The organism is Ectopseudomonas toyotomiensis, from assembly GCF_900115695.1.
Lineage (GTDB): Bacteria > Pseudomonadota > Gammaproteobacteria > Pseudomonadales > Pseudomonadaceae > Aquipseudomonas > Aquipseudomonas toyotomiensis.
On sequence record NZ_FOXK01000001.1, the window covers coordinates 459,659 to 475,152 of the forward strand.

Sequence of the window (15,494 nt, forward strand, 5' to 3'; positions counted from 1 at the left end):
GCCCAATCAGGAGCCCGCCATGTCCGGCGAAACCAACCTCGCACGCCTGCTGCAGAGCATGACGCCGCAGCTCAATCCCGGTCAGTACGTGTTCTGCTGTGTCCCAGCCGATCATGACTGCAGCGCCCTGCAGCCGCTCGCCAGCATGCGCGAACCTGAGGGTCTTAGCCTGGTGCTGACGCGCGAAGTCGCTGATGCCCATGGCCTGCACTACGACTACGTCGCCGCCTGGATCACCCTTGAGGTGCATTCGTCGCTGGCTGCCGTGGGTCTTACTGCTTCCTTCTCCGCCGCCCTGGCGCAGGCCGGCATCAGTTGCAACGTGGTCGCAGGTTTTCATCACGACCATATCTTCGTGCCCAGCGAACGAGCCGAACGAGCGCTGTCCACCCTGCGCGCCCTGTCGGCGGCGTCCACTCCGGAGCCGGCATGATGTGGCAGAGCTACAGCAACGGCCTGCTGGTGGCCATCGGTCTGATCATGGCCATCGGTGCGCAGAACGCCTTCGTCCTGGCGCAGAGCCTGCGCCGCGAACATCATTTGCCAGTGGCAGCCCTGTGCATCGTCTGCGATGCCCTGCTGGTGGCCGCTGGCGTGTTCGGCCTGGCCACCCTGCTGGCACAGAGCCCGACCTTGCTGGCCATCGCCCGCTGGGGTGGCGCCGCCTTCCTGATCTGGTATGGCAGCCAGGCGCTGCTACGCGCCGCGCGTCCGCAATCGCTGCAGGCGGCCGGCAGCGAACCGCGCTCATTGCGCGCGGTGCTGCTCGCAGCGCTGGCGGTCACCCTGCTCAACCCGCACGTCTATCTGGATACGGTGCTGCTGATCGGCTCGCTCGGCGCCCAGCAACCTGAACCTGGTGCCTATGCCGCAGGCGCGGCCAGCGCGTCCTTTCTCTGGTTCAGTACCCTGGCGCTCGGCGCCGCCTGGCTGGCGCCCTGGCTGGCCAGGCCATTGACCTGGCGCCTGATCGATCTGGGCGTGGCGGCGATGATGTTCACAGTGGCGGCGCAGTTGATTCTAGGTGCGTTGTAAGGTTCGCAGTCGCGCATAATGCGTCTGGCCTATTACGCCAGGAGCAACAATGGATACCCTGCATGCGATGCGCGTGTTCGTCCAGGTGGTCGAGCGCGGCAGCTTCACCGCTGCGGCCCAGACGCTGGATCTGTCCACCGCGCAGGTATCGCGACTGATCACCGAGCTGGAGCAACATCTCGAGGCACGCCTGCTGCAGCGCACCACGCGGCGCCTGGCGCTGACCGAAACCGGCGAGCGCTATCTGGAGCGCTGCCGGCAGATTCTTGGCCAGATCGACGAAGCCGGCGCCGAAGCGCGCGGCGCGCATCACACCCCCAGCGGTCGCCTGCGCGTGCACACCATGACCGGCCTCGGCCTGCAGCACCTGACGCCGTTGATCGCCCGCTACGCCGAGCGTTATCCACAGGTGGTGGTAGAGCTCACCCTGGCGCAACGCACCCCGGATCTGCTCGAAGACGGCCACGACGTGACCGTCGCCTTCGCCCGCGACCTGCCGGACTCGCAACTGGTGGCGCAACGCCTGGGCCCGGTCTACAGCGTACTCTGCGCCGCCCCCAGCTACCTGGCCCAGCATGGCATCCCGCAACAGCCGAGCGATCTGCAGCAGCACCGCTACCTGCGCCTGACCGACCCGCTGTACCGTGGCCAATGGGATTTCGGCGACGAGCAACTGGAGGCGCTGCCGGCCGAATGCTTCCAGGTCAACGTCGCTGAAGCCCTGGTCAAGGCGGCCCAGGCCGGCATGGGTTTCTGCCTGCTGCCTTCGTTCGTCGCCAGCCAGCCGCTGCGTGAAGGACGCCTGCTGCGCATCCTGCCGCAGCACCGGCTGCGCGCCCTGAACATCTATGCGATGTATCCGTCGCGACGCTTTCTCGATGCCAAGACCCGCACCTGGGTGGAGTTCCTCAAGGCCGAACTGCCGCCGCTGCTACGCGCTGACGAAGCGGTACTGGACGACGCGCAATACTGGGCGACGCCTGCAGGATTGTTGCGCGATAGGTAATGGTCATTCACCCGGAACGCGCTTTTTCGCACCTCGATGCCTCACTAGGATGACTTCGAACCCACGAAGAATCCCAAGAGGATCGCCCCCAATGAAGAACCTTCTCACTGCCACTGTCCTGTCCCTTTCTACTCTGCTGGCCACTCAGGCCTGCTTCGCCGAAGAGTCGGCGGCTTTCGTCGCTCATCAACAGGCCCACCAGCAACAGCCGCACGCCATAGCCACCCAGCAGGCGCAAACCGCGAGCACGCAGAACAGCGATCAGCACGGTTGAAGCAGAGCTTACCTGGCGCCGGCCGCGCTCCTGACCGGCGTCCCTCGGGCCACTGAAACGGCCCTTTTTCCTGCATCGAGGCCATCATGAAACGTATCGCCTGCCTGCTCGCCCTCGGCTGCGCCGCTACCCTGGCACATGCCGAAACGCCCGAGCACTACCACTACGGCATGCACCTGGACATTGCCAAGGTCATCAGCCAGACCCTGCCGCAAGGCTGCGAAGCGGGTGAAGCCCGCATGGTCTACCTGGACTCCAAAGGTGAACAGCACACCCTGATCTACCAACGTACCGGTGAAGACTGCCGCTACTGACCACCGCAAGCGCCACACATCCCGGCTTTACCTGGCCCGCACGAACTCGGCGCTGAAGCGTCCACCGTCTGGCCGCGTGAAGGTCTCGTACATCCGATCCCCCTCGACCCTCAGCTGCAACTCCTTCGTCGTCCTGACGCCACCGACCCAGTTGGGAAAGGTGGCGCCCTCGACCCGGTTACCGGCAAAACGCCCTTGCTCGTCGACGCTGTAAGTGCCAAAGAAGCCGATGCTCGACGCCATGGCACGGCGATTTTCTTCGTCGCTGCCGCCGCCGCGCGCGTCGGATGCAAAACGCGGCGTATCGCCGTCGGTCAATACTTCGACGAAATGCATGTCAGGCGTGAATACCAGCATGCCTTGCGGGTTGTCACCGTACGGACGCTCAATCTTGCCATCTGCTTCCAGAGTCGCCGAGACCATTCGCCAGGTGCCTGCCACCTGGTTGATTGCACCCGCGTCGGATTCGCTCTCGCTGGCCGTGGCGCTCAGGGTCAGTGCCAGCAATCCGGCCACCAGTGCTGGCCGCGAAAAGAACCAGCCCCTATCAGCCAGTTCAATCCACAGGGAGGCTCGGGTGCTCTGCTCGATCTTCATCGGTAATCTCCTTAAAGGGTGAAACCGATGGTATGAGGCGGGTCGAACTATGATAAGACGCACCAATACGAACGCCCCCGTGAAGAAAACTCACCAATGAGCAACGCCAGCCTCCCCGATCTCAAGGCCTTCATTCAGGTCGCGCAGCAGCGCAGCTTCCAGAAGGCCGCCGATTCCCTCGGGGTATCGCGCTCCTCTCTCAGTCACGCAATCAAGGGGCTCGAACAGCGCCTGGGGGTTCGCCTGCTGCACCGCACCACCCGCAGCGTGGCCGTGACGGAGGCCGGGGAACAGCTGCTGCAACGTCTGACGCCTCTGCTTCGGGAGCTGGACGACACACTGGATGCGGTCAGCCATGGGCCCGAGGAACTCGCCGGGACCCTGCGCATCAATGCCAGCAAGGGCGGCGCGCGTTGGCTGCTCGAGCAGGTGATACCGATTTTCCTGCAACGCCATCCTCACGTGGAGCTCGACCTGGTCAGCGAGGGCAGGCTGATGGATATCGTCGCTGAGGGCTTCGACGCCGGTGTGCGCCTGGCCGAGTCGGTCCCCAAGGACATGGTGGCGGTACCCTTCGGCGGTGACGTGCGCTTCGTCACCGTCGCCTCACCGGCGTATATCGCCACCTTCGGGCGTCCTGGCACGCCTGACGAGCTGCGATCTCATCACTGCATCCGCCAACGCATGCCCAGTGGCAAGCGTTACCGCTGGGAGTTCGAACGGGGCACGCAGCACCTGGCGCTCGATGTACCGGGCGCATTGAGCCTGGATGACAACGACTTGCTGGTCGAGGCCGCCTGCCGCGGGCTGGGTATCGCCTACGTCCCACAGGCTTTTGCTCGCAAGGCACTGGAGAAAGGCAAGCTGGTCTTGCTGCTGGAGGACTGGACGCCGCCTTGCCCGGGCCTGTGTCTCTACTATTCCAGCTATCGCCACGTTCCGGCGCCGTTGCAGGCCTTTATTGCCATCCTCCGCGAACGGGCCTAGCAGGCTGTTGAAAAATCACCTTGGCTTTGGCCTCCCGCGCCCTAGCGCCTGCATCCAGGCAGTCGTTGCCTGCGCTTCTCAACTGCTACAGCGGCTGGCTCCCGACGACCGGGAGCCACGTTGCTCCGATGACGCGGTCTATGCTGAACAGGTACTACCCAGTCGCGATGCGTTCGAAGCGCAGCTCGGCACCATTGTGAGCCCAGGCACAGGGGTAGCACCATGGTTGCACCATGATGACGCAGCACCTCGGCAAACTGGATTGGGCGAATCCTTCGCTCTTGCCCGAATCGAAGCTGCAAAGTGTGGTTGATACCCTGCAGATCAAGGAGCACAAGGGCTACAGCGTCAATCTTGAGGGTGAAATGAACGTCCGTCGGGACGCCACCCAAATTGGTTGCACCTAGTTGCACCAGATACCAAAGCAGGTTTAATCTCCCGCAGCTTTTTTGTTGCCCGCCATCCCTGGCAGCAGCCCCTAGGGCCGTCGCAAGCGACGCCAGAAACTGCTCCAGGCAGTTTCACCCTGTACAACCGACAAAAATAGGACACCCCTATGGCCACCACCACGCTTGGCGTAAAACTCGACGATGCTACCCGCGAGCGCCTGAAAAAGGCCGCTGCGCAGATCGACCGTACGCCGCACTGGATGATCAAGCAGGCGATCTTCAATTATCTGGAGCAAGTCGAGAGTGGCCTGACGCCCGCCGAGCATGCCGGCCTGGCCGCTGCCGCCGGCGAAGAAGCGCTGGAGTCGCTGACCGAGCAGGGCCTGCAGGTGTTCCTCGATTTCGCCGAAAGCATCCTCCCGCAGTCGGTGCTGCGCGCCGCCATCACCAGTGCCTACCGCCGCCCGGAAACCGAAGTGGTGCCGATGCTGCTTGAGCAGGCGCGCCTGAACAAAGAGCAGGCCGAGGCCTCGCAGAAGCTGGCGCTGGGCATCGCCGAGAAGCTGCGCAACCAGAAGAACGCCAGCGGCCGTCAGGGCCTGGTGCAGGGCCTGCTGCAGGAGTTCTCGCTGTCGTCGCAGGAAGGCGTGGCGCTGATGTGCCTGGCCGAAGCCCTGCTGCGCATCCCGGACAAGGCCACCCGCGACGCGCTGATCCGCGACAAGATCGCCAACGGCAACTGGAGCCAGCACCTCGGCCAGAGCCCGTCGATGTTCGTCAACGCGGCCAGCTGGGGCCTGCTGATCACCGGCAAGCTGGTGTCCACCCACACCGAAGCCGGCATGACCTCGGCGCTCAACCGCATCATCGGCAAGAGCGGCGAGCCGGTGATCCGCAAAGGCGTGGACATGGCCATGCGCCTGATGGGCGAGCAGTTCGTCACCGGCGAAACCATCGCCGAAGCCCTGGCCAATGCATCCACCCTGGAGGCCAAGGGTTTCCGCTACTCCTACGACATGCTCGGTGAAGCCGCGCTGACCGAGGAAGACGCCAAGCGTTACCTGGCCTCCTACGAGCAAGCCATCCACGCCATCGGCAAGGCCTCGCACGGTCGCGGCATCTACGAAGGCCCGGGCATCTCGATCAAGCTCTCCGCCCTGCACCCGCGCTATAGCCGCGCCCAGTACGAGCGTGTGATGGACGAGCTGTACCCGATCCTGCTGAGCCTGACTCAGTTGGCCAAGCAGTACGACATCGGCCTCAACATCGACGCCGAGGAAGCCGACCGCCTGGAGCTGTCGCTGGATCTGCTCGAGCGCCTGTGCTTCGAGCCCTCCCTGGCCGGCTGGAACGGCATCGGTTTCGTCATCCAGGCCTACCAGAAGCGCTGCCCGTATGTGATCGACTACGTCATCGACCTGGCCAAGCGCAGCCGCCATCGCCTGATGATCCGCCTGGTCAAGGGCGCCTATTGGGACAGCGAGATCAAGCTGGCCCAGGTCAACGGTCTGGAAGGCTATCCGGTGTACACCCGCAAGCCGTACACCGACGTGTCCTACCTGGCCTGCGCCCGCAAGCTGCTGGCCGCGCCAGAAGCCATTTACCCGCAGTTCGCCACCCACAACGCCCACTCGCTGTCGGCCATCTACCAGTTGGCCGGGCAGAACTACTACCCGGGCCAGTACGAGTTCCAGTGCCTGCACGGCATGGGCGAGCCGTTGTACGAGCAGGTGGTGGGCAAGATCGCCGACGGCAAGCTGAACCGCCCGTGCCGCATCTATGCACCGGTGGGCAGCCATGAAACCCTGCTGGCCTACCTGGTACGCCGCCTGCTGGAAAACGGCGCCAACACCAGTTTCGTCAACCGCATCGCCGACCACAGCATCTCGCTGAAAGACCTGGTGCTCGACCCGGTGCTGCAGGTCGAGCAGATGGCCGCGCAGGAAGGCGCCATCGGCCTGCCGCATCCGCGTATCGCCCTGCCGCGTGACCTGTACGGCAAGGATCGGGTCAACTCCGCCGGCCTGGACCTGGCCAACGAACACCGCCTCGGCTCGCTGTCCTCGGCGCTGCTGTCGTCCACCAATCTCAGCTACGTCGCCGAACCGATGCTCGGCTGCGATGCACCTAACCCGGGCGAGCCGGAGCCGGTACGCAACCCGGCCGATCACCGTGACCTGGTCGGCCACGTGCGCGAAGCCAGCGTCAAGGATGTCGACAGCGCCATCCTCTGCGCCCTGGCCAGCGGCCAGATCTGGCAGTCGACCCTGCCGGCCGAGCGTGCCGCCGTGCTGGAACGCGCCGCCGACCTGATGGAAGCCGAACTGCAGCAGCTGATGGGCCTGCTGGTGCGTGAGTCCGGCAAGACCTTCGCCAACGCCATCGCCGAAGTGCGCGAGGCGGTGGACTTCCTGCGTTACTACGCGATCCAGGCACGCAGCTTCGGCAACGACAGCCACCGCCCGCTGGGTCCGGTGGTGTGCATCAGCCCGTGGAACTTTCCCCTGGCGATCTTCAGTGGCCAGGTGGCCGCCGCGCTCGCCGCCGGCAACACCGTGCTGGCCAAGCCGGCCGAACAGACGCCGCTGATCGCAGCGCAAGCCGTGCGCATTCTGCTCGAGGCCGGCGTACCGGCTGGCGCCGTACAACTGCTGCCGGGCCGTGGCGAAACCGTCGGTGCGCGCCTGGTCGGTGACGAGCGCGTGCGCGGGGTGATGTTCACCGGTTCCACCGAGGTGGCCGGCATCCTCCAGCGCAATATCGCCGGGCGCCTGGATGCCCAGGGCCGCACCATCCCGCTGATCGCCGAAACCGGCGGCCTCAACGCCATGATCGTCGACTCCTCGGCGTTGACCGAGCAGGTGGTAATGGACGTGGTCGCCTCCGCCTTCGACAGCGCCGGCCAGCGCTGCTCGGCCCTGCGCGTGCTGTGCGTGCAGGACGACGTGGCCGACCGCGTGCTGACCATGCTCAAGGGCGCCATGGCCGAGTACACACTCGGCAACCCCGAGCGCCTGAACACCGACATCGGCCCGGTGATCGACGCCGAAGCCAAGGCCGGCATCGACACCCACATCGCCAAGCTACGCGAGAAAGGCCGCAAGGTCACCCAACTGGCGCGCGTCAACGCTGACGACATCAAGCACGGCACCTTCGTCGTGCCGACCCTGATCGAGCTGGACAGCTTCGACGAGATGAAGCGCGAGATCTTCGGCCCGGTGCTGCACGTGGTGCGCTACCAGCGTGCGGACCTGGGCAAGCTGCTGCAGCAGATCAACGACAGCGGCTACGGCCTGACCCTCGGCGTGCACACGCGCATCGACGAAACCATCGCCCAGGTGGTCGGCACCGCCAAGGTCGGCAACCTGTATGTGAACCGCAACATGGTCGGCGCCGTGGTCGGCGTGCAGCCGTTCGGTGGCGAAGGTCTGTCCGGTACCGGCCCGAAAGCCGGTGGCCCGCTGTACCTCTACCGTCTGCTCTCGACCCGTCCGCAGGAAGCCGCCGCCCAGTACCTGCAACAGGCCGAGGTGCAAGCCCTGCCGGTGCCAAGCGAGCTGGACAAGGTGCGCAGTGCCTTCGCCGACTGGGCAGGCAAGCAGGAGCCGGCCATCGCCGCACTGTTCGAGCACTACCGTGCGCTGTCGCAGAGTTACAGCAGCCACGTGCTGACCGGCCCGACCGGCGAGCGCAACAGCTACACCCTGCTGCCGCGCGAGCACGTGCTGAACCTGGCCGACGAGCGCAGCGACCTGCTGGCCCAGCTGGCCGCCACTCTCGCCGTTGGCAGCCGGGCGATCTGGCTGGACAGCCAGCGCGCACTGCATGCCGAACTGCCGAAGGAAGTGCAGAAGCACATCCAGCTGGTGGCCGACTGGAACAGCGTCGACGTGGAGCTGGACGCCATCCTGCACCACGGCGACTCCGACCAGCTGCGCGCGGTCAGCGAGCAGGCGGCGCAGCGCAAGGGCGCCATCGTCGGTGTACACGGGCTGAACAAGGGCGAGACCGACATCGCCCTGGAACGTCTGCTGGTGGAACACGCCCTGAGCGTCAACACCGCGGCGGCCGGCGGCAACGCCAGCCTGATGACCATCGGCTGATCGCAGCCGATAACGCCGTGGAAAGCTGGATGAAAGCTTTCCGCGGCATGCTGCACCCACACAGCGCAACTGCCTGCAGGGGCTACCCGCCCGGCGCCGTGTTCTCTCCTCCTGACCTTAGGGTCTGCGCCAGCCTATCCGGTCGGTGCGTCGAGCGGGGCCAACCGCCCCGCCCATCCCCTCTCCCCGCGAACAATCCATCGCAACTGGCCATCATTGCGTAACAGAAAGTTCGGACTATGTTGATTGGACTGGCGCCTCCCCGTGCCAGACAGAGCTGCATTCCTGACGCTCATCAGGTGCTCGACAACGCTTGGAACAAGGATGTGCGTTGACGAATCCTGACTATTGATTCAAGTCAGGATGCTGTGCTCGCCAAACGCGCTCAATACCTATGTCCCCTCGTGACACGGAGGTAATTGAGATGTCTGATTCGACGCAAAAACTCCGCCTTGGCGCGCTGATCGCGCTGGTCGTCGGCTCCATGGTCGGCGGCGGTATCTTCTCGCTACCCCAGAACATCGCCGCCAGCGCCAGCGCCGGCGCCACCCTGATCGGCTGGCTGATCACCGGTGTCGGCATGCTGACGCTGGCGTTCGTGTTCCAGACCCTGGCCAACCGCAAGCCCGAACTCGACGGCGGGGTGTACGCCTACGCCAAAGCCGGTTTCGGCGACTACATGGGTTTCTCCTCAGCCTGGGGCTATTGGATCAGCGCCTGGATCGGCAACGTCAGCTACATGGTGCTGCTGTTTTCCACTTTGGGTTACTTCTTCCCGGTGTTCGGCGAAGGCAACACCATGCCGGCGGTGATCGGCGCCTCGGTGCTGCTCTGGCTACTGCACTTTCTGGTGCTACGCGGGATCAAGGAAGCGGCCTTCATCAACACCGTGACCACCATAGCCAAGATGCTGCCGCTGGCACTGTTCATCGTCATCGCCGCCATCGCCTTCAAGATGGACGTGTTCACCGCGGACTTCTGGGGCCGTGGCAACAGCGAACTGGGCAGCGTGATGGATCAGGTGCGCAACATGATGCTGGTCACCGTCTGGGTGTTCATCGGCATCGAAGGCGCGAGCATCTTCTCCGCCCGTGCCGAGAAGCGCAGCGATGTCGGCAAGGCCACGGTGATCGGTTTCGTCGGCGTGCTTCTGCTCCTGGTGCTGGTCAACGTCCTGTCCCAGGGCATCATGGCCCAGGCAGAACTGGCCGGGCTGAAAAACCCGTCCATGGCCGGCGTGCTGGAGCAGGTGGTCGGTCCCTGGGGGGCGCAACTGATCTCCATCGGCCTGATCGTCTCGCTGGCCGGTGCCTTGCTGTCATGGACGCTGCTGTGCGCGGAGATTCTCTTCGCCAGCGCCCGCGACCACACCATGCCCGAGTTCCTGCGCAGGGAGAACGCCAACCAGGTTCCGGCCAATGCGTTGTGGCTGTCCAACGGGCTGATCCAGCTGTTTCTGATCATCACCCTGTTCAACGCTTCCACCTACCTCAGCCTGCTGTACCTGGCCACCTCGATGATCCTGGTGCCCTACTTCTGGTCCAGCGCCTACGCGGTATTGCTGGCGGTACGTGGCGAGACCTACGAGAACGCCGGCGGCGAGCGCAACAAGGACCTGCTGATCGCGGCCATCTCCACCCTGTACGCGGTGTGGCTGGTGTACGCCGCCGGCGTGCAGTACCTGCTGCTCTCGGCCCTGCTCTACGCCCCAGGCGCGATTCTCTTCGCCAAGGCCAAGCACGAGCTGGGACAGCCCATTTTCACCGGCGTCGAGAAGCTGATCCTCGTCGCCGTACTGATCGGTGCCGCCATTGCAGCCTACGGGCTCTACGACGGTTTCCTGAGTCTCTAGGAGAAGGAGTTCTTTCATGAGCAAGAAACCCCTCGGCGTTCATTCCGAAGCCGGCAAACTGCACAAGGTAATGGTCTGCTCGCCGGGCCTGGCGCACCTGCGCCTGACCCCGGCCAACTGCGACGAACTGCTGTTCGACGACGTGATCTGGGTATCGCAGGCCAAGCGCGACCACTTCGATTTCATGACCAAGATGCGCGAACGGGGCGTCGACGTCGTGGAAATGCACAACCTGCTGGAAGAGACCATCAGCAACCCCGAAGCGCTGAAGTGGATTCTCGACCGCAAGATTACCGCCAACAGCGTCGGCCTCGGCCTGCTCAGCGAAGTGCGCGATTTCGTCGAAGGCCTGGAGCATCGGCGCATCGCCGAATTCCTCATCGGTGGCGTCTCCGGCGCCGACCTGGCCAGGCACAAGAACTCCGAGGCGGCGAAGATGTTCAACGCCTACCTCGGCGAGTCCAGCTTCATCTTCCCGCCGCTGCCCAACACCCAGTTCACCCGCGACACCACCTGCTGGATCTACGGCGGCGTCACGCTCAACCCCATGCACTGGCCGGCACGCCGCCAGGAAACCCTGCTGGCCAGCGCCATCTACAAGTTCCACCCGGACTTCGCCGGCGAACAGTTCGACATCTGGTATGGCGACCCGGACAAGGATCACGGCTCGGCCACCCTGGAAGGCGGCGACGTCATGCCCATCGGCAACGGCACCGTGCTGATCGGCATGGGTGAGCGCACCTCGCACCAGGCCATCGGTCAGGTCGCCCGCGCGCTGTTCGCCAAGGGCGCGGCGGACAAGGTGGTGGTGGCCGGGCTCGGCAAGTCCCGCGCCGCCATGCACCTGGACACCGTGTTCAGCTTCTGCGACCGCGACCTGGTGACCATCTTCCCGGAAGTGGCCAACTCGATCGTGCCCTTCACCCTGCGTCCGGACGAGAGCCGCCCTGGCGGAGTCGACGTGCGCCGCGAGGAAAAATCCTTCCTCGACGTGGTCGCCGAATCGCTCGGCCTCAAGCAACTGCGCGTGGTGGAGACCGGTGGCGATGCCTATGAAGCCGAACGCGAGCAATGGGACGACGGCAACAACGTGGTCTGCCTGGAGCCCGGCGTGGTCATCGGCTACGACCGCAACACCTACACCAACACCCTGCTGCGCAAGGCCGGGGTCGAGGTCATCACCATCAGCGCCAGCGAACTCGGGCGCGGCCGTGGCGGTGGCCACTGCATGACCTGCCCGATCATCCGCGACCCCATCGATTACTGATCGAGCCGGCCCCGGCGGCCATCCGCCACCGGGGCGTTCGACCGCCCACAAGGAGAGAGAACCATGGCTTTCAACATGCACAACCGCAACCTGCTCAGCCTGATGCACCACAGCACCCGGGAACTGCGCTACCTGCTCGACCTCTCGCGCGATCTCAAGCGCGCCAAGTACACCGGCACCGAGCAGCGACACCTGCAGCGCAAGAACATCGCGCTGATCTTCGAGAAAACCTCCACCCGCACCCGCTGCGCCTTCGAGGTGGCCGCCTACGACCAGGGCGCCAACGTCACCTACATCGACCCCAACTCCTCGCAGATCGGTCACAAGGAAAGCATGAAGGACACCGCCCGCGTGCTCGGGCGCATGTACGACGCCATCGAGTACCGCGGCTTCCACCAGGAGATCGTCGAGGAGCTGGCGCAGCATGCCGGCGTGCCGGTGTTCAACGGCCTCACCGACGAATACCACCCGACGCAGATGCTCGCCGACGTCCTGACCATGCGCGAGCACAGCGACAAGCCGCTGCATGACATCGCCTACGCCTACCTGGGCGATGCACGCAACAACATGGGCAACTCGCTGCTGCTGATCGGCGCCAAGCTCGGCATGGACGTGCGCATCGCCGCCCCCAAGGCCCTATGGCCGAGCGACGAGCACGTCGCCGCCTGCAAGCGCTTCGCGGAAGAGAGCGGCGCGCGCCTGCTGCTCACCGAAGACCCGAAGGAAGCGGTCAAGGGCGTGGACTTCGTGCATACCGACGTATGGGTGTCCATGGGTGAGCCGGTGGAGGCCTGGGGCGAGCGCATCGAGGAACTGCTGCCCTATCAGGTCAACGCCGAGATCATGAAGGCCGCGGGCAATCCACGGGTCAAGTTCATGCATTGCCTGCCGGCTTTCCACAACAGCGAGACCAAGGTCGGCAAGCAGATCGCCGAGCAGTACCCGCACCTGAAGAACGGCATCGAGGTCACCGAAGAGGTCTTCGAGTCGCCGTGGAACATCGCCTTCGAGCAGGCGGAAAACCGCATGCACACGATCAAGGCGATCCTGGTCGCGACCCTGGCGGATATCTGACAAATGGCACCTGCAGGATCGGGCTTGCCAGCAAGCCCGATCCTGCGCAAAGCCGGGCGCCCAGGCGCCTGGACCAAGGAGAACAGTATGCGACTCGTCATCGCTCTGGGCGGTAACGCCCTGCTTCGTCGCGGCGAAGCCATGACTGCGCAAAACCAGCGTGACAACGTGCGCGTTGCCTGCCAGCAGATCGCCAAGGTCGCTCCCGGCGTCGAGCTGGTGATCGCCCACGGCAACGGTCCGCAGGTTGGCCTGCTGGCCTTGCAAGGCAACGCCTTCGACGCCGCCAACCCGTACCCGCTGGACGTGCTCGGCGCCGAAACCGAGGGCATGATCGGCTACATGATCGAACAGGAGCTGGGCAACCTGCTGCCCTTCGAGGTGCCCTTCGCCACCATCCTCACCCAGGTCGAGGTGGACAGCGCCGACCCGGCGTTCAAGCACCCGACCAAGCCCATCGGCCCGGTCTATGCCCGGGAGGAGGCCGAGCGCCTGGCCGCCGAGAAAGGCTGGAGCATTGCCCCGGATGGCGACAAGTTCCGCCGCGTGGTGGCCAGCCCACGGCCGCAGCGCATCTTCGAGATCCGCCCGATCAAGTGGCTGCTGGAAAAAGGCAGCGTGGTGATCTGCGCCGGCGGCGGCGGCATCCCGACCATGTACGACGGCGACCAGCTGCGCGGCGTCGAGGCGGTGATCGACAAGGACCTGTGCTCGGCGCTGCTGGCCGAACAGCTGAATGCCGACCTGCTGGTGATCGCCACCGACGTGGACGGCGCCTACGTCGACTGGGGCAAGCCGAGCCAGAGGGCCATCGCCGAAGCCCATCCCGATGCGCTCGAGGACCTCGGTTTCGCCGCCGGCTCCATGGGGCCGAAAGTACAGGCCGCCTGCGAGTTCGCCCGCAACACCGGCTGTGTCGCGGTGATCGGCTCGCTGGAAAATATCGAAGCCATCGTCCAGGGTCGTTCGGGTACGCGCATCAGCCTGGACTGCAAGGGCATCGTCTATCGCTGAGAGGGCACGATCATGTTCACCCCCGGTCACCTGCACCGCGACAATAACGACCGCCCCGAGCACATGCGCCTGCTGCCACCCTTCTCGGTGGACTTCTACTACGAAATCCGCAAGGACCCAGAGCAGGGGCCGATGCTGCACATGCGCTTGGTGGGCGAGGTGGACGGCAAGCATTTCGAGGAGGAATTCGAACTGCATCGCGACGTCGCCTTCAACTTCGCCAGCGTCGCCACCCGCATCGCTGCCCGCCATGGCCTGCACCCCAACGCTAGCCCGGTGATGCGCGGCCATGACGAGTACGACAAGGTGTTCGCCGACATCCGCGCCAAACTCAACGCCCAACCGGGCGAACCGGTAAATCTCGACCACATCCTATGACGTAGCCCGGATGCAATCCGGGGCTCTCGCTCATTTCCCGGATTGCATTCGGGCTATGCCTCTACCCGTAGGGTGCGCCGCGCGCACCGATGCAGTTACTCAGGTCAGCGGATACTCCGACGTGCATGGCCTCAAGAAGTGATAGCACCTCAAGACTCCCGCCGAACTGCCGATCCACCCAACATGGCTCGATAACTAACTGCGCGTGCAGGACAGCAGAAACCAAGGGATGTGGAAATGACAAACTTCAGCGTGGAAGGCCTGCTGGCATACCGCTCTTTCAAGGCGGGCACGGCAAGTTCCATTATTCAGCGCAACGTCGATCAACCCAAATCATCATCTGGCCTACAGAGCGTTGCCACTGATCTGGGCGTGAAGGTAACGCTCTCTCCCGCAGCCACGAAGATATCTTTGCTACTCAAGAGCGAGTCCGCGGGTAAGGCCAGCGCGGCAGTTGGGTTCGACGAGTTTCTGGAAAGCAACCATCGGCAGGTCAAGGCTCATGGCAAGAATGCCGACTTCCTCAAGGAAGTACCTCAGGACCCGAGCCCAGAACGGCAAGCGCTGGCTCAGCAAGCAGCCAACTAACTTCTCAGCCACCACTACGGTGAAGAGAAAATCCATAGCCGTCGCTCGGCCGAAAACCCGTTCGCCGCACTGGACCGGGTCACGCTTTCAAAAATCTCCTTCGATGACTCAGGGCTGTTTACTGCGGCAGAGCGCCAAGTCGCGTTTCTGGAAATGACCAATCGCGACATACTATTTCGCAATGCCACCTATGACCTGGCCGACGAGCTGCAACGGCGAGACGGTTCCGCCCCCTGGTTCCAGGTAACCGCCTTTCTGCGCGACGCACAGTTGACTGGCACCATGAGCGAGGGAGAGAAGGCCTGGAGAAACTGGCCACCAGCAGCCGAGCTGGAGGCCTTTGCGGCGTCGATGCTGCGCAATGACCCCAGCCGGGAACCGACCTTGCCCGAGTATCAGAACCTCAATAACCAGGACAAACCCATCCTGGCCTACATGGTTGGCAAGGATGGTTCAGGCAGTTGGCAGAACGTCGCAGTTGAAGATCTGGCGTCGGATACCATGCCACTCAGACTCCTGCAGTCCTTGATCGAACAAAGCAAAACCAGCCAACCCGAACATCCCTGGCTATCGCTCTACCTCAGTATCGACAGTATCGGCCGATAGCGACGCCCCC

At 64.3% G+C, this 15,494-nt stretch carries 16 protein-coding genes; 15 read left to right on the forward strand and 1 reads right to left on the reverse strand.

What is annotated here, in order from left to right; genetic code table 11:
* Positions 1 to 19 precede the first annotated feature (19 nt).
* From BM186_RS02275 to BM186_RS02295, 5 genes are all read left to right on the forward strand, one after another.
* Complete coding sequence (locus BM186_RS02275; protein ID WP_074913391.1) at positions 20 to 433, forward strand: ACT domain-containing protein; 414 nt, start codon at positions 20 to 22, stop codon at positions 431 to 433.
* Positions 433 to 1,035 (forward strand): LysE/ArgO family amino acid transporter, encoded by a 603-nt coding sequence (locus BM186_RS02280; protein ID WP_074913393.1) that lies wholly within the window; start codon positions 433 to 435, stop codon positions 1,033 to 1,035. The genes BM186_RS02275 and BM186_RS02280 overlap by 1 nt, the downstream gene beginning before the upstream one ends.
* Positions 1,036 to 1,084: 49 nt before the next feature.
* Positions 1,085 to 2,041 carry a LysR family transcriptional regulator gene (locus tag BM186_RS02285; RefSeq protein ID WP_074913395.1) on the forward strand — a complete coding sequence of 319 codons (957 nt, stop codon included), beginning with the start codon at positions 1,085 to 1,087 and terminating at the stop codon, positions 2,039 to 2,041.
* A gap of 91 nt (positions 2,042 to 2,132) precedes the next feature.
* Positions 2,133 to 2,315, forward strand: a complete 183-nt coding sequence (locus BM186_RS02290) for a hypothetical protein (protein ID WP_074913397.1) — start codon at positions 2,133 to 2,135, stop codon at positions 2,313 to 2,315.
* Positions 2,316 to 2,401: 86 nt separating this feature from the next.
* Positions 2,402 to 2,629: a DUF2790 domain-containing protein gene (locus BM186_RS02295; RefSeq protein WP_074913399.1), complete on the forward strand. Its 228-nt coding sequence runs from the start codon at positions 2,402 to 2,404 to the stop codon at positions 2,627 to 2,629.
* Between the two features lie 27 nt (positions 2,630 to 2,656).
* Here BM186_RS02295 and BM186_RS02300 read toward each other — a convergent pair whose 3' ends face one another.
* Positions 2,657 to 3,226 (reverse strand): lipocalin-like domain-containing protein, encoded by a 570-nt coding sequence (locus tag BM186_RS02300; RefSeq protein ID WP_083431552.1) that lies wholly within the window; start codon positions 3,224 to 3,226, stop codon positions 2,657 to 2,659.
* 96 nt (positions 3,227 to 3,322) lie between these two features.
* On the opposite strand from BM186_RS02300, the gene BM186_RS02305 reads away from it, so the two are divergent.
* The 10 genes from BM186_RS02305 to BM186_RS26810 all read left to right on the forward strand — a co-directional run bounded on the left by BM186_RS02305 (position 3,323) and on the right by BM186_RS26810 (position 15,484).
* Positions 3,323 to 4,213 (forward strand): LysR family transcriptional regulator, encoded by an 891-nt coding sequence (locus tag BM186_RS02305; protein ID WP_074913401.1) that lies wholly within the window; start codon positions 3,323 to 3,325, stop codon positions 4,211 to 4,213.
* Positions 4,214 to 4,446: 233 nt separating this feature from the next.
* The gene (locus BM186_RS26545; RefSeq protein WP_158234264.1) at positions 4,447 to 4,620 is read left to right on the forward strand and encodes a hypothetical protein; all 174 of its coding nucleotides are present in this window, start codon (positions 4,447 to 4,449) and stop codon (positions 4,618 to 4,620) included.
* Between the two features lie 149 nt (positions 4,621 to 4,769).
* A complete protein-coding gene (putA, locus tag BM186_RS02310) occupies positions 4,770 to 8,705 on the forward strand; it encodes a trifunctional transcriptional regulator/proline dehydrogenase/L-glutamate gamma-semialdehyde dehydrogenase (protein WP_074913403.1) in 3,936 nt (1,311 codons plus the stop codon).
* A 424-nt stretch (positions 8,706 to 9,129) separates the two neighbouring features.
* Complete coding sequence (gene arcD / locus BM186_RS02315) at positions 9,130 to 10,557, forward strand: arginine-ornithine antiporter (RefSeq protein WP_074913405.1); 1,428 nt, start codon at positions 9,130 to 9,132, stop codon at positions 10,555 to 10,557.
* A 16-nt stretch (positions 10,558 to 10,573) separates the two neighbouring features.
* Complete coding sequence (gene arcA, locus BM186_RS02320; RefSeq protein WP_037046944.1) at positions 10,574 to 11,824, forward strand: arginine deiminase; 1,251 nt, start codon at positions 10,574 to 10,576, stop codon at positions 11,822 to 11,824.
* Between the two features lie 63 nt (positions 11,825 to 11,887).
* The gene (locus tag BM186_RS02325; protein ID WP_037046943.1) at positions 11,888 to 12,898 is read left to right on the forward strand and encodes an ornithine carbamoyltransferase; all 1,011 of its coding nucleotides are present in this window, start codon (positions 11,888 to 11,890) and stop codon (positions 12,896 to 12,898) included.
* Between the two features lie 87 nt (positions 12,899 to 12,985).
* On the forward strand, positions 12,986 to 13,912 hold the full coding sequence (arcC, locus tag BM186_RS02330) for a carbamate kinase (RefSeq protein ID WP_074913407.1): 927 nt from the start codon (positions 12,986 to 12,988) through the stop codon (positions 13,910 to 13,912).
* Between the two features lie 12 nt (positions 13,913 to 13,924).
* Entirely contained in the window at positions 13,925 to 14,290 is a 366-nt protein-coding gene (locus BM186_RS02335) for a DUF5064 family protein (RefSeq protein WP_074913410.1), read from the forward strand.
* A gap of 237 nt (positions 14,291 to 14,527) precedes the next feature.
* Positions 14,528 to 14,878: a hypothetical protein gene (locus BM186_RS26805; protein ID WP_241519841.1), complete on the forward strand. Its 351-nt coding sequence runs from the start codon at positions 14,528 to 14,530 to the stop codon at positions 14,876 to 14,878.
* 153 nt (positions 14,879 to 15,031) lie between these two features.
* A complete protein-coding gene (locus BM186_RS26810; protein ID WP_241519842.1) occupies positions 15,032 to 15,484 on the forward strand; it encodes a hypothetical protein in 453 nt (150 codons plus the stop codon).
* The last annotated feature ends 10 nt before the right edge of the window (positions 15,485 to 15,494 follow it).

What these genes read in the sequence shown, in the direction of transcription:
- BM186_RS02275 (WP_074913391.1), top strand. Translation starts at nt 20, where the DNA reads ATGTCCGGCGAAACCAACCTCGCACGCCTGCTGCAGAGCATGACGCCG.
- BM186_RS02280 (WP_074913393.1), top strand. Translation starts at nt 433, where the DNA reads ATGTGGCAGAGCTACAGCAACGGCCTGCTGGTGGCCATCGGTCTGATC.
- BM186_RS02285 (WP_074913395.1), top strand. Translation starts at nt 1,085, where the DNA reads ATGGATACCCTGCATGCGATGCGCGTGTTCGTCCAGGTGGTCGAGCGC.
- BM186_RS02290 (WP_074913397.1), top strand. Translation starts at nt 2,133, where the DNA reads ATGAAGAACCTTCTCACTGCCACTGTCCTGTCCCTTTCTACTCTGCTG.
- BM186_RS02295 (WP_074913399.1), top strand. Translation starts at nt 2,402, where the DNA reads ATGAAACGTATCGCCTGCCTGCTCGCCCTCGGCTGCGCCGCTACCCTG.
- BM186_RS02300 (WP_083431552.1), bottom strand. Translation starts at nt 3,226, where the DNA reads ATGAAGATCGAGCAGAGCACCCGAGCCTCCCTGTGGATTGAACTGGCT.
- BM186_RS02305 (WP_074913401.1), top strand. Translation starts at nt 3,323, where the DNA reads ATGAGCAACGCCAGCCTCCCCGATCTCAAGGCCTTCATTCAGGTCGCG.
- BM186_RS26545 (WP_158234264.1), top strand. Translation starts at nt 4,447, where the DNA reads ATGATGACGCAGCACCTCGGCAAACTGGATTGGGCGAATCCTTCGCTC.
- putA (WP_074913403.1), top strand. Translation starts at nt 4,770, where the DNA reads ATGGCCACCACCACGCTTGGCGTAAAACTCGACGATGCTACCCGCGAG.
- arcD (WP_074913405.1), top strand. Translation starts at nt 9,130, where the DNA reads ATGTCTGATTCGACGCAAAAACTCCGCCTTGGCGCGCTGATCGCGCTG.
- arcA (WP_037046944.1), top strand. Translation starts at nt 10,574, where the DNA reads ATGAGCAAGAAACCCCTCGGCGTTCATTCCGAAGCCGGCAAACTGCAC.
- BM186_RS02325 (WP_037046943.1), top strand. Translation starts at nt 11,888, where the DNA reads ATGGCTTTCAACATGCACAACCGCAACCTGCTCAGCCTGATGCACCAC.
- arcC (WP_074913407.1), top strand. Translation starts at nt 12,986, where the DNA reads ATGCGACTCGTCATCGCTCTGGGCGGTAACGCCCTGCTTCGTCGCGGC.
- BM186_RS02335 (WP_074913410.1), top strand. Translation starts at nt 13,925, where the DNA reads ATGTTCACCCCCGGTCACCTGCACCGCGACAATAACGACCGCCCCGAG.
- BM186_RS26805 (WP_241519841.1), top strand. Translation starts at nt 14,528, where the DNA reads ATGACAAACTTCAGCGTGGAAGGCCTGCTGGCATACCGCTCTTTCAAG.
- BM186_RS26810 (WP_241519842.1), top strand. Translation starts at nt 15,032, where the DNA reads ATGACCAATCGCGACATACTATTTCGCAATGCCACCTATGACCTGGCC.